Raw genomic sequence first — 18772 nt, 5'->3', positions numbered from 1 at the left:
AAAAACTCGGCAAACAATGTCTAGGGTATCGGGTTGTGCCGCCCGAGGCGTCTATGAAGTTCTCGGGCCAAGCTGGTGTCACATCGTTCGACCTGACACCATAGACCTCGTGAAGGCCCGCTGGAATCCGCTCGGCAAATACATGTTAGCCGCCGCAACTGTTGCTGTAGTCCCCCTGGGGGTCTGGGCAGTCATCACCCAGGGCAGGCTGGCGACCTTCGGGCTGGTGGCCCTCCTCGCGTTCGTCGTAGGGGTCTACATCGGTTTGCGGCATCCACTGTGGCTTTATTGGGGCTTAGCCGTGGTGATGGGCGCTATTCCATTCGGCTACCTGCCCGGCGTACACGTGCCGATGTATTTGCTGTTCGCCGCTGGGGTACTGCTGGCCGCGCTCATTCATACCACCGAGCGAAGCAGGCTCACCAGGCTCGAAATTGCGGTTTTGCTGTTGATTGTCGCAGCAGGCATTTCGGTGATTGCCACAGGAGTCACCCTTTTCAGCCTGATGTCGTTCACCCGGTGGGCGATCGCCTCGCTGTTGATCGTCGGCCTGCTTCGGCTGTCACGGGAAAACCTGGCCCGGTTCGGTCGGGTTTTCGTGGTCTCAGCAACGGTCAACGCGCTCGCCGGCATCGCGATGTCCACCATCGACCAGCAGCAACGCCTGCTGAAACCGTTGAAGATCTTCGGCTACGGCGTCGGCGCCGAATTGCGCCAGAACACCGCGCTCTACGTCTACTCCGACGAGGGGTCCGGCGTGGTGGGCAAGACCATCCGACTCGGCGGCACCTGGGTGCTGCCCAACAGCGCGGGCTTCTGCCTGACGATCGCGCTGCTGCTGTGCCTGATCCTGTTCCGCGGGTGGATCCGGACGTCGCTGGCCGTGATCCTGTTCGCGGCCATGCTGCTCACGTTGAGCAGAGCCACGCTGTTCAGCGTCGCGGTCGGGCTGCTGTTGGTGTTCCTGTTCCACAGCATGCGCAGTCGCGACCGGCAGTTGGCCATCGGAGCCGTGCTGCTCGGCGCGGCCGCTGTGTTCCTCACCCCCATGATCCGCGATCGCGTCCTGGCGTCGTTCGCCAGCGACGACAAAGGGCGATCGGACCGGGTGGCCGCACTGCACAACTTCCCGCATCAGCTATCGGGCCATTGGGTCTTCGGGCTCGGCTGGGACAGGCCCGAATTCCGCAGCGGACAAGCGGCCCAGAGCCTCAATTACGTATCCAATGCGCCGCTGCTCACCGTGTACCGCGGCGGCATCATCACGGGCCTGATCTTCGTCGCCATTCTCGTCATCGGGTGCGTGCTGGGATACCGCGCCATGCGCTCGGATTCGCTGCCGAATGCCGTCTTCGGCGGCGTGTTCATCGGCATCGCCGTGGTGTACATGAATTTGGCGCAGTCCGTTGTCGACATGCCCGTGATGGCGCTGCAGTTCTCGATGTTCCTGGCGTTCATGGTCTACGTCGAGGAATCCAGACGACTGGGTGAAACCGCGGTGCCACCGGACGCCAGCGCACTGACCCAACCGGTTCCCGCCGCCATTCGGTGACCGGATCTCTCATGCGCCATTAGCGAATGGGAGACGCCAGCTACAGGCGCCTACCGCGCGACAGGCACTTGTTCGAACAGGCTGGGCACCCCGCGCATCGAATCGGCCGGCTCGACACCGAGCACGTTGGCCAGCAGCGACGGTGCGACATCGAGGACGTCGACCTCCTTGCGCGACGGATCGCGGGTGACACCTGCGCCGTAGGCCAGCATGATCCCTTCCGGGATGTGGTAAGCCGTGTTGTCACCGCCGACGCGGGACTTCAACGTGAAGCCGAGATCCGATGGCGTGACCGTGATTTCCGTCTGGACGCCCACCGGTTTGAGGTGCACCGAAATCGAGGCCTCCGGCCGCTCTTCGGGGTTGTCGATCACGTTGGCGATCGCAAAGGTGACGGTGCGACCTTGGACCCTGAAGCGGGCGAACAGCGGGCCGACGTTCTCGACGACGACGGACTCCAACGGCGCCACCGCCGCCTGCGCGGCGGCCTCGTCGGCGAACACCAGCGACAGATGCGGGTACATCGTCAAGCCCGGTTCTGCCGGCGGCAGGCCCAGTCGGGACACCAGCTTGGCGTGCTCCTCGAGCACGAACAGACCGATGTCGGTGAAGCGGGGATCGACCGGGCCCTGCCCCATGCTGGCGGCCAGCACCAGCATCGAATCCGGGTGCGAGGCCATGTATTTGCGGATCCGGCCGAGTTGGCGATCGGTGAAATCCATCGCGGTCATGATGAAGCTGCCGTAGACGTCGTCGGCGACGTAGTCGTGCTCGTCGGTGTAGCCGGGGATCGCGTCACCCCAGAACCGGTGCATCATGCTCGCAACGTGATTGGTGAAGAAGATGCTGAGGTTGGGCTGATGCTTGCGGTGCAGCCGCCAGTACAGGTCGAAGCTGGGCAGCACCTGCATCGAGGCGCGCAGTTGCTTGTAGCGTTCGTCGCGAACTTCGCGGACCAGATGACCGGCGAGCGTCGCCGCCGACGTCGGGGTCAGCCCCTGGCGGAGCAGATCGACGCCGGTCTTCAGCAGTGACTGCGGGTTCAGCGCCGCATCCGAGGTGAACCCGTTCTGCCCGGTCATCGCCAGGTTGAAGGCCTGAAAACTGCTCAGCGACGCCGGATAGGTCTTGGCGTCCTGGCTGAAGGTGTCGGGCACGTAGAAGCCGCCGTGCCGGAACTGCCGCGCCGGCCAACTCTGCAGCGGACCGAACAGCCCCACGCGCAGGCCTGCGCGCTCGGCCACATCCCAGATCGGATCGCCGCGAAAGGTGCCCGGATCCTGGCCAAGATCGAACGAGTTGTGGTCGTACGTCGAATTGTGCAGTGAAGGCCAGGTCCGCCACGGCTGCAGACCGCCCAGCTTCGGGTCGTCGGAATGCCGGGTGGTCAGCGACTGCCCTCCGTCGAGCAGCCCGGCGAGATTCGAGTTCGGGCGACGCTGCACGTAATAGTCGACGATGCTCCACGGGACTTCGTTGAGCTCGTACAGGATCACGTCTCGCTTGCGGCCGGCCATCGGCACGTCCCCCTTGAGCTAGGTTGGCGTTAGCTGGATGCGATGACAAGCATGGTATCGGTCCCCGCAAGCCCGCACCTGACGAGCTTGCCCGGCCTCCCCGAAAACCTGTAACGGCATCGATTCGACCGGCGACGCCTTCTCGATGATCCTCGATTCAGAATTTGCTGGGAATGCGTTTGGTGCGGCCTGGCAATCGCGACACTGGACGGCGCCATTCTTTTGCGACACGCCCGTTGCCGTCGTAGGCGTGAAATTGCTGGTCCATGCATCAAACTAGCGCCTGGATCAAGATCGAAAATCCCGCACTCCTCGCCGACATACTCTTGGAGACTCACGTGCCACGCGCGCATTATCGGGGATCTCACCGCGCCTTCTTTTTGGTCGTTACCGCTATCGCTATTGCGATTGTCTGCGTAATCGCAATCGTCGCAGTAATGCCGGGGCAAAAGCCGCGGCAGGTGACAGTAATTGACGCCGCCGCAATTAATCCGCTGCCCACCACAATTGGTTTCGCCGACGCCGACACGTACGGGATGACGCAGGCCGACGTCGACAAAACGGCCGCCAAATGGGCGCTGACGAAGGTCGACACCGTGCGGGTGATGATCCCGTGGGCGGGGATCGAGCCCGTCAGGGGAGGCACGCTGAACTGGGCCAACGTCGACAAGGTCGTCAACGCCGCGGTGGCGAAGAACCTGTCCGTGATGGGGTTCATCAACTCGACCCCGGCGTGGGCGGTGGCGCCGGGCGGGCGGCCACTCAGCGGGCGGCCCGCGTCCCCCGACGTCTACGCCGACTTCGCCGCGAAGGTGGCCCAGCGCTACCAGGGCAAGATCGCCGCCTACGAGATCTGGAACGAACCCAACGCGATCACCTTCTACACGCCTGCCCCCGATGCCGCCGGCTACACCGACCTGTTGAAGGCCGCTTATCCGAAGATCAAGGCCGTCGACCCGTCGGTCACGATCATCGGCGGTGTGCTCGGCGCGGTGATCGATTTCGGAAACGTCACCATCAACCCGGTCCGATTCGTCTCCGAGATGTACGCCGCGGGTGCGAAGAACTTCTTCGACGCGCTGTCGTTTCATCCGTACCACTACACCCTGAAGTTCTCCGACGGCGTTCCGCTCGCGAATTCTCCGGTCAACCAATTGATCGGCATGCGTCAGACGATGGTCGCCAACGGCGATGCCGCCAAGAGAATCTGGTGCACCGAGTACGGCCAGCCGACGTCGAAGGTCAGCGAGGCCGACCAGGCCGCGTTCATCAAGGACGTCCTGCTCAAGTGGCAGGAGATGCCGTTCACCGGCCCGCTGCTGATCTACACGACGCGTGACCGGGCCACCGGCAGCACCGACGTGCAGGACACGTTCGGCGTCTACCGCAGCGACTGGACGCCGAAACCGGCGCAGCAGATCATGCTGTTCGCGCCGGGCAAGTCGTTGGAGTTCACCCGGTTCGCCAAACAAACCAGCCCGGACCTCGGCGAGGTGCTCAGCCCGGTGTTCCGGGCGACCCCGACGGTGTGGGCGCAGATGCGCACGGTGCGCACGCTTTACGAAACACCGAAGGCCGGTTCGTTCATCGCCGCACCGACCCCGATTGCCCAATTGGTGATTCCCAAGAAGGTCGCACCGACCACCCAATTCGCCAACGGCATGCAGCAATTCGAGAACGGCATCAAGGCGTGGTGGTCACCGGCCACCGGTGCGCACTGGCTGGACGGTCAGATGGCCGCGGCCTACGTCCCCGCGCTGGGGTTGGCGACCAGCGACAAGTACTCCCCCCAAAGCGGCACTGCCAGAATGGATTTCGAGCACGGATTCATCACGTGGGCACCGTTCACGGGCGTGCAGGTGACGCTCACCTAGGCCGCGACGGTGTCGGCGCGCAGCAGCGCCTCCACCGCGCGATGCGGCAGACGCTGCTCCCAGCGCTGCCGATTGATCTCGTACAGCCGATCGCCGATCGCCGCGGCGGCCGACTGATCCATCAGATGCCTGCGGCACTCTTCGACGAAACCGTCGTCGTCGTCGAAGGTTTCGAGGCCGAACAGCGACCCCAGGTCCCCGATCGCGGCGCTGGTGCCGATCACCGGCAGCCCCATCCGCAGCGAGTCGAGGATCTTCACCCGGACGCCGCCACCGGTTTTGATCGGCGCGATCATGGCCCGGCAGGTGCCGAGAAACGCCTGCAGGTCGTCGACGAAACCGAGGTCGCGAACCCCGTCCGGATACACCGGGTCCGCGGCGCCCGGCTTCTTCTTGCCGATCACGCACAACTCCGCATCGGGAATGCCCGCGGCGATTCGCGGCCACAACCTCAGCGCGTACAGGAACGCCTCCTGGTTCGGCGGCCAGTCACGTAAGCCCATGAACGCCAGTCGGCGCGGCGAGGTCGCGACGTCCACCTGCGGCACCGGCGGCAAGGTCAGATCCAGCCAGCGGGCGCGGGGCACCCCGTTGGCCCGGTAGAACTGCGCCTCCGGTTCGTCGTATGTGCCAACGGCATTCGCCGCCCTGGCGACGCGGACTTCGTCCCTCCGCAACCGGGGGGCCTCCAGCCTGCCGAGGGTCCCGCGAGTGGCCCGCCACACCAGGGCCTCGCTGACGTTGGTGTTGACGACCAGCGCCGACTTGCGAAACTTGTTGCTGCGCAGGAATGATTCGGCCATGTAGCTGTGCTCTGCGACGAACACGTCGGCGTTCACTCCGTCGATCGCCGCCACCAGTGCCGAGGTGTCGAACCGGACGTGAACCAGGCTGCGCCGCTTGCGGACCGCGTCGACAAGCAACTGGGCGGGCCGGATCTGCGGCTTGGGTATCCGGGTCACCGGAATGCCGCCGGGCAACTGCGCCGCGCCGGTTTGTTCCGACAGGCAAATCGCGGAGACGTCATAGGCGTCGGCGGCGAGTTGCATCATCAGCCGGCCAAGCTCGACATCACCCGCCCGCTCGGTCAGCGGGTCCTTCGACAACAGGAACGTCGCCCTTGGCATTCCACCTCCTCCCGTAGATCGCGACGGTGAAGATCACCAGCAGCAGGAAGTCGCTGACGGATGTGGCGATCGCGGCGCCGACCGCACCCAGCGGCGCCGCCAACGCGGCGAGGATGCCGAATTTTACTGGCACCAAACCGATCACGGAGGTCAGCCGGATCACATCACGCCGCTGGGCGTACAGGATGAACGTGAACACCATGATGATCGTGCGGAAGGTGGCGTACGCCGACATGACGACCATCGCGACCGCGAGCTGATGCGGCACCGGCGTGAACAGCAGCACGATGCCCGTGATGAGAACGATCAGCCCGCCGGCCAAACCGATTGCGACGGTGAGCTTCAGCGGCGGACCGGTCTTCACGTCGCCGCCGCTGTCCCGCAGTGGCTGGGTGTAGGTGGCGCCGAACGCTTGGCCCACATAGCCGATCGCCGAGGCGAGCACCCACGTCAGGTTGTAGTACCCGACGACGGTGGTGTCGGTCAGCCAACCGAGAAGCAGCACATCGCCCTGCAGGAACGCGGCGGTGCCGAGCATCTCACCGGACAACACGAGGATGGTCCGGATCGGTCCCGGCCATTGCGGCCGGTGGCCACGAACAGTGAATGCCGCCAGCACCGCGACCACCACGTAGGGCACGCAGTAGGCAATGCTCGCGCCGAGCAGTGTCGGCTCGCCGAGTCCGGCGATGTGCGTGCCGAACAGGTAGGCGCAGCCCGCGACGACGCTGCCGATCTGTCGGCTGGTGTCGATCCGGGAGGTGCGGTGCGGGTCGCCTTCCCGCAGCGCACGCGCCTTGTACGCGCCGACGCACAGTTCACCGCCCGCCGCGAGGATGCCGAACCAGAGGATGTAGTTGATCGGCAGGAAAACCTGCGCGAGCAGCATGAGCGCGAGGCCGAGCAGGTAGCGACTGGCGCGTTCCCGGACGAAGTCCTCTTCGGGTTCGCGCGCTGCGCGCACCACGTACGGGTTGTTCAGGGTCTGGCCGAGCACCGAGGTGACCGCGAAGCCCAGGCTGTAGAGGCCGTACTGGCTGATGCCGAGTTGGTGGATCATCGCCAGCGTCCACAGCAGGCCTGCTGCCCTGCCGCCGTAGACGAACATCAGCGACATCAGCGTCTTGATGGAGCGGCGGGTGCCGGCTTCTGGCGTGGACAGCTCAAGACCCTTCAGTACAGGCTGATATCACGCTGACAATCCTTTTGAGTGGCGGTGGCGGCCGTTTTCGGTCCGTGTTCCGCAAGTGCGGATTATTTTTTCGAACTAGATGGAACCGCAAACTCGTCATGGTGACAAGCCAGGCTCTACGGGCATCGCCATTTGCGCTGGCCACGTCACTTCGGTGAAGTTGCTGGGAGGTACGCCGCGCACCGGTCCGGCGAGACCCCGTTGCGACGAGAAGTGGCGCGGCCGCACCGGCCACGTACACGATCGGCCCTGCGCCTGGCCGAAACCCGGGCCCTGGAGGCGGTTGCTGAGCGCATCGAGTAGGCTGTGCCGACAGTCGTTCGCCTTTTGCAGGAGTAACGCGTGAGTATTGCTGGAACCCTGAAATTTCTGGTTCTTCAGCGGGTCATGGACTTCCCCGTCCCCGATAGTCCGTTTTTTTACGGCACCGACGGCAAGGGCGATGAAGGGCTCGCCTTTTTCCTCGAGACGCTCACCGGATCGAAGCGCTATCTCGAATACGGAACCGGCGGCTCCACGTATCTGGCGGCCAAACACGGGATCGAATTCATTGCGGTCGACTCGGATCCGTACTTCCTGAAAAGCGTCCGCAAGAAGATCGCCAACGCCGGCCTGGCGCAACCGACCGGCCAGACCTACAAGTACGGCGACATCGGGTTGACCGGACACTGGGGACGCCCCATCGGCCTGCGCAGTCCTTCTGCGGGCAGGCTGGAGAAGTTCCGGCGTTACTCCGATCCGCCGCCGGAGTGCCTCGAGGGCGGGCGGACACCGGACTTCGTACTGGTCGACGGGCGCTTCCGGGTCGCGTGCGTGCTCAAGGCGATCCGCATGCTGCAGAACGAACGCGGCTGGACCATCGCGATGGACGACTACGGCGACCGTCCGCACTACAAGGCCATCGATGAGTTCGCCAACATCGACCGTCTCGTCGGTGGCCGGATGGCGGTGATCACGTCGCTCAAGGAGTTCAGCGGCGAGCAGCTCGAGTCCGCGATCCGCAAATACGAGATCGACCCGGAGTAACTGCCTACGGCTGCGCGAGAATCCGTGACCAGACCGCGGCGAACGCCTCGGCGGTGCGCGGCCCCGAGCGGTCCTGACGGGTCTTCTCGGAGTACTCGCCCAGTTCAGTCAGGCGCGCCTGATCGTTCACCAGCTCGGTGATGGTGCGCGCCAATTCTGTTGCGACGGTTTCGGGTTCGTCGTGATCGACGGGGACGACGACCGCTCCGGTCTCGGTACCGAGTTCGGCCAGCGAGCCGTATCCGGTCGTCACGATCGGTGTGCGGTACGCCATCGCGTGCGCGACGACACCTGAGGCGGGATAGGTGACGTCCTGCCAGTGCCGCTTGCCGTAGGGCACCACGATCGCGCGGACCGACTCGAAGAACGCGTCCTCGTCAGGACCGTCCACTGCGCCAAGCACCTCGATACCGTCCTCACGGGGCAGCGCTTCGGTGCCGCGGCCCGCGACCCGGATCAGCACGTCGTCCGGCAACTGCTTACGGATGCCTTCGATCTGCTCGAATCCCTTGCCGCGGTAGACATGTCCGAAGAACCCGATCGCCTTCGGCCGGTCCTGGGCGGGCCGGATCGTCGGCCGGTCCCGCACGATGTGCGGGATGTGCACCGCGGACAGGTGTGGGTATCTCTGTTCGATGGACCGCCTGCCGGTTTCGGTCAGCGCTACCAACGTCCTGCCGGTGTAGACCCGGCCCTCCAGCGCGGTGGTGACGCGCTGCGTCGGGAAGTGCACGCCGTGGAAGAGCAGCCGGCTGCGGTGCATGAACCTCGCCGACCACGGCCACCAAACCCCTTGCGGCGGATCGTGAATCGTCGCGGTCACCGGTACCCCGCGCAGCCCGACGATCGACCAGAACGGCACGAAGCCCCCTGCCGCCAACTCGGCGTGCACCAGCACCCGGCCTGCCGGAGCGGTGGCGACGTGGTCCCTGACGGCCTTGCGGGCGCGTCGGGCCTCGGCGATCCCGTCGTCACCCGGCGACCCGCACCGCACCTCGACCACCTCACCGAAATGCTGCCGCACCGGCGTGATGAAGTCTTCGGAGTAGTCGCCGACCGCGGTCCTGCCGCGTGCAGGCGCGACGAAGACCAGACGGTAGTCCGCGAGGTCGACCATCAGTGGAAGAGCGGTCGATAACTGGCGCTGTACTTCAGCGCCTCGGGGTCACGCTTGCCGATCACCTTGGCCGGAACGCCGCCCACCACTTCGCATTCGCCGACGTCTTTGGTGACCAACGAGTGCGCGGCGACGACACCGCCGCGGCCGATGATGCAGGGCAATGTCATTGCCCTGCTTGCGATCCAGGCGTAGTCACAGATGACGGTGGGGATGCCCGGCACCGGCAGGAAGTCGGGGTGGTTGATGTCGTGGCCGCCGCCGACGATGTGCACATCACTGGCCAGGGTGACGTTGTCGCCGATCCACACGCTGGCACGCGCGTCGATCAGACACCGCATGCCGATGGTGCTGTTGGTCCCGATCCGCAGGAACTCCGGGTCCAAAATGGTGGTGCCGCGCATGATCGACGAGCCCTTGCCGATCTTGGCGCCCGCCAGCCTCAAGAAGCCCAATCGCACAGTGTGCGAAGGGATGTAGGTGATGAACATGTTGTACAGCAGCGTGGCGACGCGGTTGCGGACCTTCCGCGGAAAGCTCAGGTCCTGCATCTTGTAGCTGACCAGTTTCTCGCCGTCCTCGGACAGCACCCACGTCGGCCCTGGGACGACAACCAGATCGGGAGCCAGTTCGCGCTTGCGGGCGATGTCCTCGGGATCGGGCTTCTGCGGTTCTTTCCACATGGGTCCTGCTCCTCTCAGCTGCCGGCCAACTTGTCCACCTCGGCGTAGAGGCGCTTGGCAAAGTGCTCTTCGTCGAATTGCTCGACGTGGCGACGGATCTTGTCCGGATCGAACTCCATCTGCTCGAATCGGTCGAGCGCCTCGGCGATGGCCCTGGGTTCCGGCTCGTCGAAATAGATTCCGGACAGGCCTTCGTCGACCGTGTCCAGGAAGCCACCCCAGCGCACCGCGACCGTGGGCCTGCCCCGCATCCCCGCCTCGATCGGCGTCAGGCCGAAGTCCTCGTAGCTGGCCGCGATCAGCGCTCTGCAGTTCTCGTAGAGCCAGGAGATCTGGCCGTCGGTCAGATCGGACAGCATGTGCACGTTGGACGTCTTGATGCTGCGCAGCCGCTCGGCCTCCGGTCCGCGGCCCACCACGACCAGTTGCCGGTCGGTGTTCGCGAACGCGCGGATCACCACGTCGACGTTCTTGTACGGCAGCAGCCGGGACACGCACAAATAGAAACCGCCGTTTTCCGTGCCGGTGCCGCCCAGCGCGGGAATGGTCTCGGCCGCAGCGAGATTCGACATTTCGGCGGGCCCGAAGACCACGTCGGAGTCGATGCCGTACGCGTCGGCGATACGGCCCTTGATCAGCGTCGATATCGCCAGATACTTGTCGGCGGAGCGGGCCTGTCGGCGGTCCCACGCCTTCAGATACGGCGACGTGGCGGCCAGCCCGATGCGCTTGGCCAGGCCGGCGTCCTCGCCGAGGTATTTGTCGGGTAGGTACAGCCAGCGCGCGGGCGAATAGCAGTAGATGAGCTTGCGGCCCCTGGTGCGGAACCCGTGCGCCCAGCCGCTGCTGCTGGTCAGCACCACGTCGGCGTCGACGAACACCGAATTGGCCACCAGCGGCCAGATCGGCAGGCCGACGCGATGATGTTTACGCAGTGGTCCGACCTTGTTGGCCGCCGACACCCGAATGTCACGCTCGGCAAACTCCGGATACGTCAGCGCCGGGTCATACAGCAACGTGTAGATCGGTGCGTTCGGGAAGGCGCGGCTCATCGACAGAACCATCTTTTCCGCGCCGCCGAGTTGGGTGAGGTAGTCGTGGGCGATCGCCACCTTCGGCCCGTCGACACCGTCGTACCTGCGGTCTGATTGCACGCTGGTAATCCCCTCGAAAGGTTGCGCTGACGCTCGGATGCGAGTCGGTCGGACTGGCGACCAGACCCGCCGATTCCATTAGGACTGCAAACGTACCGCACTGGACAACCGAGGCCAAACATCGCCGCGGCAAATCCCGGCAAAACGCATATCCGCCGTTTTGGGGCCACCTTGTGGCCACGTCGACGGGCAGGAACACGACGCGCAGCGGCGCAGATCTCTGTCCAGATAGCGAATTGAGTTCGGCGCAGTAAGTTCTGTTGACGGCGCTTTTCCGTTTCCGCCAGCAAGTTCGCTGCGCGCCTTGCGGCGACTAGCCGGGGTCGGGTAGGTTGCGCCGAGGCGATGGTTCGTCAACGGCGTCGACATCGGCACCTGCCGCTACAAAAGTGCGGCGACGGGATGTTTGCCGACCGGCGTCTGCAGGTGGCAACCCAGCCGACTTCGCCTGTTCGCGGCACCAGGCACGACGAGGTGTCGTCCGATGGTTTGACGTCGTGAGAATTAGCTGGTGAAGTGCGCGGTGTACTCAGAGTTCTTGCACTCAACACTAAGCTACTTGTAAGTTGGACTCGGTAGCCTGGGGGGCTTGTCGAGGAATTCGAGTTTGCCGGCAAATACCGGGGGAAATGACAATTCAATCGCGACCGGCACCACAACCTTTTGGAGTGCATACATGGCCATCCCCCCCGGCAAAGTCGTCTACATGGATATCGACGAGCTGTGGAACGGATACGAGGACTTACTCGTCGATCTCGCGAAGCGGGAAGGCGCAAAATCCGTCGCTGAACTCGGCGGCGGGGCAAACCCGATTGTCGCGGATTCGAACTGGGATTTCCTTGCCCAGCGCGTGGTGGTCGACATCTCCGCCCAGGAACTTGCCAAAGGCGAAGGCGTAGTCGAGACCAGGGTCGCGGACCTTTGCCAGCCGATCAACGACGGCCACAACTCCTACGACATGGTTTTCTCGAAGATGCTCGTCGAGCATTTGCCCGACCCTGTCGCATTCCACGAGAACTGTTTCAAACTGCTCCGCCCGGGCGGACTTTCGGTGCATTTCTTCCCGACGCTGCACAGCTTGCCGATTCTGGTGAACCACTTGATCCCGGAGAAGCAGGCGCACGCGTTGGTCAGGTTCTTCCAGCCGTCCCGAATCGCCGACCCCAAGCAGCAGAAGTTCCCCGCCTATTACCGCTGGTGCCTCGGCCCGTCCGAACGCACGGCAAAGCGGTATGAAAGCGCTGGATTCGAGGTCGAGCGAATCAACGCCACGTTCGGCCACGGCTACTACCGCCGGATCCCGCCACTGCACGCGCTCGAGCAGTTGAAGATGAAGATGCTGCACCGCCATCCGGTCCCCTACATGGCCAGCTTCATGGTGGTGATCCTGCGGAAGCCGCACGTCGGGTACGAATCCGGGGCGGCATCGGCGTCCGCCGCGGTGACCGAGAAGACGATCAGAAACGCATCGGGCTAGACACGTTTTGTCGCCTGCCTAAGAAGACTTTAAGGCCGTTCGTTAGCATCGACCACCATGACGAGCGTTTCCGAGCAGAAGGCTGAGGCGGCCGCCGAGCACGAGATCGACATCCACACGACCGCCGGCAAGCTGGCCGATCTGCGCAGGCGGACCGAAGAGACCCTACATCCGGTCGGCGAGGCCGCCGTTGAGAAGACCCACGCCAAGGGCAAGCTGACCGCGCGGGAGCGCATCCTGGCGCTGCTGGACGAGGATTCGTTCGTCGAACTCGACGCACTGGCGCGGCACCGCAGCACCAACTTCGGACTGCAGGACAAGCGCCCGCTCGGCGACGGCGTGGTGACCGGCTACGGCACCATCGACGGCCGCGAGGTCTGCATCTTCAGCCAGGACGCGACGGTGTTCGGCGGCAGCCTCGGCGAGGTGTACGGCGAGAAGATCGTCAAGGTACAGGAACTCGCGACCAAGACCGGCAGACCGTTGATCGGTATCAACGACGGCGCGGGCGCGCGCATCCAGGAGGGCGTCGTCTCGCTCGGTCTGTACAGCCGCATCTTCCGCAACAACATCATGGCGTCGGGCGTGATCCCGCAGATCTCGCTGATCATGGGTGCCGCGGCGGGCGGGCATGTGTACTCCCCCGCGCTGACCGACTTCGTCATCATGGTCGACCAGACCAGCCAGATGTTCATCACCGGCCCCGACGTGATCAAGACCGTCACCGGCGAGGACGTCACCATGGAGGAGCTTGGCGGCGCGCACACGCACATGGCCAAGTCGGGCACCGCACACTACGTCGCCTCGGGTGAGCAGGACGCGTTCGACTACGTGCGCGAGCTGCTGAGCTATCTGCCGTCGAACAACTACGCCGATCCGCCGCGCTACCCGGCTGTGGTGCCGACCGGCGCCATCGAGGACAACCTGACCGACGAGGACCTCGAGCTGGACACGCTGATTCCGGATTCGCCGAACCAGCCTTATGACATGCACGAGGTGATCACCCGCATCCTCGACGACGACGAGTTCCTCGAGGTGCAGGCCGGCTACGCCACCAACATCGTGGTCGGCTTCGGCCGGGTCGAGGGACGCACGGTCGGCATCGTCGCCAACCAGCCCACCCAGTTCGCGGGCTGCCTGGACATCAACGCCTCGGAGAAGGCCGCCAGGTTCATCCGCACCTGCGACTGCTTCAACATCCCGATCGTGTTGCTGGTGGATGTGCCGGGCTTCCTGCCGGGCACCGACCAGGAGTACAACGGCATCATCCGCAGGGGCGCCAAGCTGCTGTACGCGTACGGCGAGGCGACGGTCGCGAAGGTCACCGTCATCACCCGCAAGTCCTACGGCGGCGCGTACTGCGTGATGGGCTCCAAGGACATGGGCGCTGACGTCGTGGTGGCCTGGCCGACGGCACAGATCGCGGTGATGGGCGCCTCGGGTGCCGTCGGGTTCGTGTACCGCCAGCAGTTGACCGAGGCCGCGAAGAACGGCGAGGACGTCGACGCGCTGCGCTTGAAGCTGCAGCAGGACTACGAGGACACCTTGGTCAATCCGTACATCGCGGCCGAGCGCGGTTATGTCGACGCGGTGATCCCGCCGTCGCACACCCGCGGGTATGTGGCCACGGCGCTGCGGCTGTTGGAGCGCAAGATCACTCAGATTCCGCCGAAGAAGCACGGGAACATTCCACTGTGAGCGGCCGAGCGCAGTTCGCGCAGCGAACGTAGCGAGAGAGCGAACCAACAACAGATGAGCGAAGAGCAGGTTGTCGATCCGCACGCCCACGAGGCGCACATCAAGGTCGTCAAGGGCGAGCCGAGCGAGGAAGAGTTGGCTGCGGTGATCGCCGTGTTCGCGGCGGCTTCCGGAACGCCCGAAGAGCCGCGCGAGCAGGAGCAGAACCTCTGGGGCCATCCGGTGGACCGACTCCGTTACAACGTCTTCAGTTGGCAGCGGGTGACGCTGCTGGAGCGGACGCACATGCGGAAATGACCCGGCTGGTGCTTGCGTCGGCCTCATCCGGTCGTCGTAAGGTGTTGCGCCAGGCGGGAATAGACCCGCTCGTCATCGTCTCAGGCGTGGACGAGGACGCCGTGGTCGCGGGGCTGGACCCGGAGGCCACACCCGGAGACGTCACCACTGCGTTGGCGGCGGCGAAAGCCGACGCCGTCGCCCATGCTCTCGATCCGACTGTCGCTGCGGATTGCGTTGTGGTGGGCTGTGATTCGATGCTGTATCGGGACGGCGAGCTGATGGGCAAGCCGGCGTCGGCAGCCGCGGCGCTGGACGGCTGGCGGCAGATGGCAGGCACGTCCGGCCAGTTGTATACCGGGCACTGCGTTATCCGCTTGCGCGACAACACGATCACCTATCGCGCCGCCGACGCGACGCGCACCACCGTCAACTTCGGCGTCCCGTCGGCCGACGACCTCGATGCGTACGTCGCGCAGGGCGAACCGCTCGCGGTGGCAGGCGGATTCACCCTCGACGGACTCGGCGGCTGGTTCATCGAGGGTGTCGACGGTGACCCGTCGGCGGTGATCGGCATCGGTCTGCCGTTGACGCGCCGACTGCTGGCGCTGGCCGGGCTGTCGATACGCGACCTGTGGACCGCCAACCCGGTCACCGGGCCTTTTTAGCGCGAGACTGTAGTTATCGCGCGCCGCACTCGAACTTCCCCGCGGTAACTCCAGTTTCGCGCTACATCAGGTCGTTGGCGGGCACCAGGTCGCGGTTCTCGCGGTACCACGCCACCGTGCGTTCCAGGCCATCGTCGAGTCCGACGACCGGCGACCAGCCCAGCGCACGCATCTTCGAGATGTCCGGACACCGACGCTTGGTGCCGCCCTGTTGCAGCGCGCCGGGCTGAATGTCCAAGTCCATGCCGACGATCTTGCCGATGCGCGCGGCGAGTTCGCGGATGGTGAGCTCCTCATCGCTGCCGATGTGGTAGATCTCGCGGTGCCCGCCCTTTTCGTACATCGTCAGAATGCCTTCGACGACGTCGTCGACATAACAGAACGACCGCGTCTCGGTGCCGTCGCCCTGAATCGGGAACGTCCCGTCGCCGGCTTCCTGACACGCCAGCGCCCGCAGAATGAACTGCGGCTCCACATGCTTCCACCCCATGTTGGGCCCAAACACGTTGTGCGGCCGGAAAACCTGCACCTGACGGTAATGGTCCTGGCCGTAGTTGAACGCGATCAGCTCGCTGACGATCTTGCCGCCGCCGTAGGAATACCTCGGGTTGAGGCTGTCGGGCAGCATCAGCGGAACGGTCTCCGGCGTCGGTATCACCGGCGGCGTCTGATACACCTCGGCCGTCGACGCCACCACCAGATCAGGCACGCCGACATTGCGGCCCGCATTGGCGACCGCCAACATGCCCAGCATGCCCACCTCGAGCACGAGTTCCGGCTTCTTGTAGAAGTTTTCGGTGCCGTTGACGGCGGCCAGGTGCATGACCACCTCGGCGCCCTTGAACGCCTTCTCCAGCGCACCCTGGTCGCGCACGTCGCACGTGAAAAGCTCGACGTCCGAAGCGACTTCGGCGAATCGGCTGGCGTCGCCGCGAACCATGTTGTCGACCACAGCGACGTCCCACCCGTCGCGCACCAGACGCTTGACCAGGTAGGCGCCGATGAAACCGCCACCGCCGGTGACGACTACGCGCTCAGCCATCGATCGGCGCCCATCCGCTGCGGCCGACCGCGAAGTACGAGTCGCCCAGTTCCGATGTGGGTAGGTGGCTGAAGTGGTTCCAGTAGTCGAAGACGAACCCGTTGGGACTGATGAACTCGGTGATGGTGCGCGGCCCGATCGTGCCGAGCGACGGATGGTTGTTGGCGATCACCACCACCGACGCCCCGCTGACCGCGTCGCCGAACCTGTTGAACACCTTCTCGTCGGGGAACTCGGCGGCGAGCACTTCCGTAGAGGTGATCGGGTCGTACACCCCGATCTCGGCTTCCGGGTGTGCCTTCTTCAACGCATCGAGCACCTTGATCGACATCGACCCGCGCAGGTCGCTGGTCTCGGGAATCCCCTTGAACGCCATGCCAAGGATGTTGATCCGCAACGGACCCGCGGCCGCCAGATTGCGGCGCCTGATCTCGCTGCTGATGAACTGCGCGGTCTCCAGCGGCTGACGTTCGTTGACCAGCCTGCCCGCGGTCGTTATCTCCATCTCGATGCCGCGCGACCGCGCGCTCTCCATCAGGATGTGCGGATCCTTCTCCAGACACGGCCCGCCGACCAGGCCCGGCAACGGGATGTTGGTGCGGTTGTAGCCGAGCTTGCCCGCGGAGATGACCTCGTGTGCGCTGACGCCGAACGCGTCGCACACCCGCGCGACCTCGTTGGCGAACGCGAACTGCACATCGCGGAAGGTATTACTGACCAGCTTGATGATCTCGGCGGTCTCGATATCGGCGACCTGGACTATCGAAATGGTGAGCCGCCGAAATAGCGCGGCGGCGCGATCGGCGACGGCCGGATCGTCGGCTCCGACAATTTGCGGCAATTCACGCAATTCCTGCAGCGCCTTGCCTTCCAGCGTGCGTTCCGGGCACATCGCGATATCGAATTTCTTACCGCTCGCGGTCAGGATCGGGGCCACCACGTCGCGCGTCGTGCCCACCTTCACCGTCGACCGCAGGATCACCAGCGCCCCGTCGCGCATGTTCCCGGCGATGTCGCGGGCGGCCGCCTCGATCATGTCCAGGCGGGCCACCCCGTCGGCCGACAGCGGCGTCCCGACGGTGATGATGTAGGTGTCGCAGGTGAAGCTGTCGTCGAACTGCTCAACGGCCACGAACTTCTTGGACCTCGTCACGCCGGCCAATGCGTCGGGCAGACCGGTCTCGGTGAAGTGCGGGGTGCCCGCATTGGTCATCTCGACGATCTCTGGCCGTTTCTCGACGCCAATCACCGAGATGCCCGATTCGGCGAGAACGGTCGCCAAAGTCAGCCCCACAAAACCGAGTCCGACGATCCCCACGTCGTACTTTGCTGGATCAGCCATCATTCCTCATGTTCCTAGCGCGAAGACGTTGCGACGACAAGTGATCACAATACGTCGCCGCCCGGCATTTGCAGCAGTGGGCATGTGCTGTTTCGGATGCCGCCTGGGTAGGCTCGTGGTGTGCCGCTGCCTGCTGATCCAGACCCCGCCCTGCAGTCGTATGCCCATCCCGAACGCCTGGTCACCGCCGACTGGCTATCGGGCAACCTGGGCCGCCCTGGGCTTGCCATAGTCGAATCCGACGAAGACGTATTGCTCTACGACACCGGCCATATACCCGGCGCCGTGAAGATCGACTGGCATACCGACCTCAACGATCCCCATGTCCGCGACTACATCAACGGCGAGCAGTTCGCCGAGTTGATGAACCGCAAGGGCATCGCCCGCGACGACACCGTCGTGATCTACGGCGACAAGAGCAACTGGTGGGCCGCCTACGCGCTGTGGGTGTTCACCCTGTTCGGCCATCCCGACGTGCGACTGCTCGACGGAGGCCGCGACCTGTGGATCTCCGACGGCCGCGAAACCACGCTGGACGTGCCGTCGAAGCAGAGCACCGGCTACCCGGTCGTCGACCGCGACGACGCGCCGATCCGCGCCTACCGGGAAGACGTCCTCGAGATCCTCGGCAAGCAACCGCTGATCGACGTCCGCTCGCCGCAGGAATACACCGGCGAACGCACCCACATGCCCGACTACCCGGAAGAGGGTGCGCTGCGCGGCGGCCACATCCCCACCGCCCGCTCCATCCCCTGGGCCAAGGCCGCACAGGACAACGGCCGGTTCCGCAACCGCGAGGAACTCGAGGAGCTGTATGGCTTCCTGCAGCCCGACGACAAGACCGTCGTCTACTGCCGCATCGGGGAGCGGTCCAGCCACACCTGGTTCGTGCTGACCCACCTGCTCGGCAAGCCAGGGGTGCGCAACTACGACGGCTCGTGGACCGAATGGGGTAACGCGGTGCGGGTGCCGGTCGCGGTCGGGGAAGAGCCCGGAAGCGCTCCATGAGCGAAGCTTGCGAGCGAAC

The 18772-nt window shown here is 64.8% G+C and carries 16 protein-coding genes; 8 read left to right on the top strand and 8 right to left on the bottom strand.

Annotation, left to right across the window (positions count from 1 at the left end):
* Positions 1 to 109 precede the first annotated feature (109 nt).
* A complete protein-coding gene (locus C1A30_RS12565; protein WP_101948636.1) occupies positions 110 to 1552 on the top strand; it encodes an O-antigen ligase in 1443 nt (480 codons plus the stop codon).
* 50 nt (positions 1553 to 1602) lie between these two features.
* On the opposite strand, the gene C1A30_RS12560 is transcribed toward C1A30_RS12565, so the two are convergent.
* Entirely contained in the window at positions 1603 to 3069 is a 1467-nt protein-coding gene (locus C1A30_RS12560) for a hypothetical protein (protein ID WP_142392596.1), read from the bottom strand.
* A 461-nt stretch (positions 3070 to 3530) separates the two neighbouring features.
* On the opposite strand from C1A30_RS12560, the gene C1A30_RS12555 reads away from it, so the two are divergent.
* Positions 3531 to 4943: a cellulase family glycosylhydrolase gene (locus tag C1A30_RS12555; RefSeq protein ID WP_235009848.1), complete on the top strand. Its 1413-nt coding sequence runs from the start codon at positions 3531 to 3533 to the stop codon at positions 4941 to 4943.
* On the opposite strand, the gene C1A30_RS12550 is transcribed toward C1A30_RS12555, so the two are convergent.
* Both C1A30_RS12550 and C1A30_RS12545 read right to left on the bottom strand, forming a co-directional pair.
* Complete coding sequence (locus tag C1A30_RS12550; RefSeq protein ID WP_101948633.1) at positions 4940 to 6070, bottom strand: glycosyltransferase; 1131 nt, start codon at positions 6068 to 6070, stop codon at positions 4940 to 4942. The two genes, C1A30_RS12555 and C1A30_RS12550, sit on opposite strands and share 4 nt — an antisense overlap.
* Complete coding sequence (locus tag C1A30_RS12545) at positions 6015 to 7187, bottom strand: lipopolysaccharide biosynthesis protein (RefSeq protein WP_067807270.1); 1173 nt, start codon at positions 7185 to 7187, stop codon at positions 6015 to 6017. Before C1A30_RS12545 ends, C1A30_RS12550 begins: the two co-directional genes overlap by 56 nt.
* Before the next feature lie 417 nt (positions 7188 to 7604).
* On the opposite strand from C1A30_RS12545, the gene C1A30_RS12540 reads away from it, so the two are divergent.
* Positions 7605 to 8288, top strand: a complete 684-nt coding sequence (locus C1A30_RS12540; RefSeq protein ID WP_142392595.1) for a hypothetical protein — start codon at positions 7605 to 7607, stop codon at positions 8286 to 8288.
* Between the two features lie 4 nt (positions 8289 to 8292).
* Here C1A30_RS12540 and C1A30_RS12535 read toward each other — a convergent pair whose 3' ends face one another.
* Genes C1A30_RS12535 through C1A30_RS12525 form a run of 3 tightly spaced genes read right to left on the bottom strand, consistent with a single transcriptional unit; the run spans position 8293 to position 11242 of the window.
* Positions 8293 to 9405: a glycosyltransferase gene (locus tag C1A30_RS12535; protein WP_101948631.1), complete on the bottom strand. Its 1113-nt coding sequence runs from the start codon at positions 9403 to 9405 to the stop codon at positions 8293 to 8295.
* Positions 9405 to 10088 carry an acyltransferase gene (locus tag C1A30_RS12530; protein ID WP_101948630.1) on the bottom strand — a complete coding sequence of 228 codons (684 nt, stop codon included), beginning with the start codon at positions 10086 to 10088 and terminating at the stop codon, positions 9405 to 9407. The genes C1A30_RS12535 and C1A30_RS12530 overlap by 1 nt, the downstream gene beginning before the upstream one ends.
* A gap of 14 nt (positions 10089 to 10102) precedes the next feature.
* Positions 10103 to 11242 carry a glycosyltransferase gene (locus C1A30_RS12525; RefSeq protein ID WP_235009846.1) on the bottom strand — a complete coding sequence of 380 codons (1140 nt, stop codon included), beginning with the start codon at positions 11240 to 11242 and terminating at the stop codon, positions 10103 to 10105.
* Between the two features lie 676 nt (positions 11243 to 11918).
* Between C1A30_RS12525 and C1A30_RS12520 the strand changes: the two genes are divergently transcribed.
* Genes C1A30_RS12520 through C1A30_RS12505 form a run of 4 tightly spaced genes read left to right on the top strand, consistent with a single transcriptional unit; the run spans position 11919 to position 15361 of the window.
* Entirely contained in the window at positions 11919 to 12719 is an 801-nt protein-coding gene (locus C1A30_RS12520) for a bifunctional 2-polyprenyl-6-hydroxyphenol methylase/3-demethylubiquinol 3-O-methyltransferase UbiG (RefSeq protein ID WP_101948629.1), read from the top strand.
* A 57-nt stretch (positions 12720 to 12776) separates the two neighbouring features.
* Positions 12777 to 14417 carry an acyl-CoA carboxylase subunit beta gene (locus C1A30_RS12515; protein WP_101948628.1) on the top strand — a complete coding sequence of 547 codons (1641 nt, stop codon included), beginning with the start codon at positions 12777 to 12779 and terminating at the stop codon, positions 14415 to 14417.
* Positions 14418 to 14471: 54 nt separating this feature from the next.
* The gene (locus C1A30_RS12510) at positions 14472 to 14714 is read left to right on the top strand and encodes an acyl-CoA carboxylase subunit epsilon (protein WP_101948627.1); all 243 of its coding nucleotides are present in this window, start codon (positions 14472 to 14474) and stop codon (positions 14712 to 14714) included.
* Positions 14711 to 15361: a nucleoside triphosphate pyrophosphatase gene (locus tag C1A30_RS12505; RefSeq protein WP_101948626.1), complete on the top strand. Its 651-nt coding sequence runs from the start codon at positions 14711 to 14713 to the stop codon at positions 15359 to 15361. Before C1A30_RS12510 ends, C1A30_RS12505 begins: the two co-directional genes overlap by 4 nt.
* A 61-nt stretch (positions 15362 to 15422) precedes the next feature.
* Here the strand turns inward: C1A30_RS12505 and C1A30_RS12500 are convergent, their stop codons facing one another.
* On the bottom strand, positions 15423 to 16403 hold the full coding sequence (locus C1A30_RS12500) for an NAD(P)-dependent oxidoreductase (RefSeq protein ID WP_101948625.1): 981 nt from the start codon (positions 16401 to 16403) through the stop codon (positions 15423 to 15425).
* Complete coding sequence (locus C1A30_RS12495; protein WP_235009844.1) at positions 16396 to 17745, bottom strand: nucleotide sugar dehydrogenase; 1350 nt, start codon at positions 17743 to 17745, stop codon at positions 16396 to 16398. The genes C1A30_RS12500 and C1A30_RS12495 overlap by 8 nt, the downstream gene beginning before the upstream one ends.
* Before the next feature lie 120 nt (positions 17746 to 17865).
* Between C1A30_RS12495 and C1A30_RS12490 the strand changes: the two genes are divergently transcribed.
* Positions 17866 to 18753 (top strand): sulfurtransferase, encoded by an 888-nt coding sequence (locus C1A30_RS12490; RefSeq protein WP_101948623.1) that lies wholly within the window; start codon positions 17866 to 17868, stop codon positions 18751 to 18753.
* Positions 18754 to 18772: the final 19 nt, after the last annotated feature.

The sequence above is a fragment of the Mycobacterium sp. 3519A genome (genome assembly GCF_900240945.1).
In the GTDB taxonomy this organism is placed as follows: domain Bacteria; phylum Actinomycetota; class Actinomycetes; order Mycobacteriales; family Mycobacteriaceae; genus Mycobacterium.
The sequence above is the reverse complement of the archived record's forward strand: the minus strand, read 5'-3'. Positions and strand labels throughout refer to the sequence as shown.

Excerpts from the sequence above, each read along its gene's own strand:
- C1A30_RS12560 (WP_142392596.1), bottom strand. The coding sequence starts at position 3,069 with ATGGCCGGCCGCAAGCGAGACGTGATCCTGTACGAGCTCAACGAAGTC.
- C1A30_RS12550 (WP_101948633.1), bottom strand. The coding sequence starts at position 6,070 with ATGCCAAGGGCGACGTTCCTGTTGTCGAAGGACCCGCTGACCGAGCGG.
- C1A30_RS12545 (WP_067807270.1), bottom strand. The coding sequence starts at position 7,187 with ATGTCGCTGATGTTCGTCTACGGCGGCAGGGCAGCAGGCCTGCTGTGG.
- C1A30_RS12535 (WP_101948631.1), bottom strand. The coding sequence starts at position 9,405 with ATGGTCGACCTCGCGGACTACCGTCTGGTCTTCGTCGCGCCTGCACGC.
- C1A30_RS12530 (WP_101948630.1), bottom strand. The coding sequence starts at position 10,088 with ATGTGGAAAGAACCGCAGAAGCCCGATCCCGAGGACATCGCCCGCAAG.
- C1A30_RS12520 (WP_101948629.1), top strand. The coding sequence starts at position 11,919 with ATGGCCATCCCCCCCGGCAAAGTCGTCTACATGGATATCGACGAGCTG.
- C1A30_RS12515 (WP_101948628.1), top strand. The coding sequence starts at position 12,777 with ATGACGAGCGTTTCCGAGCAGAAGGCTGAGGCGGCCGCCGAGCACGAG.
- C1A30_RS12510 (WP_101948627.1), top strand. The coding sequence starts at position 14,472 with ATGAGCGAAGAGCAGGTTGTCGATCCGCACGCCCACGAGGCGCACATC.
- C1A30_RS12505 (WP_101948626.1), top strand. The coding sequence starts at position 14,711 with ATGACCCGGCTGGTGCTTGCGTCGGCCTCATCCGGTCGTCGTAAGGTG.
- C1A30_RS12500 (WP_101948625.1), bottom strand. The coding sequence starts at position 16,403 with ATGGCTGAGCGCGTAGTCGTCACCGGCGGTGGCGGTTTCATCGGCGCC.
- C1A30_RS12495 (WP_235009844.1), bottom strand. The coding sequence starts at position 17,745 with ATGGCTGATCCAGCAAAGTACGACGTGGGGATCGTCGGACTCGGTTTT.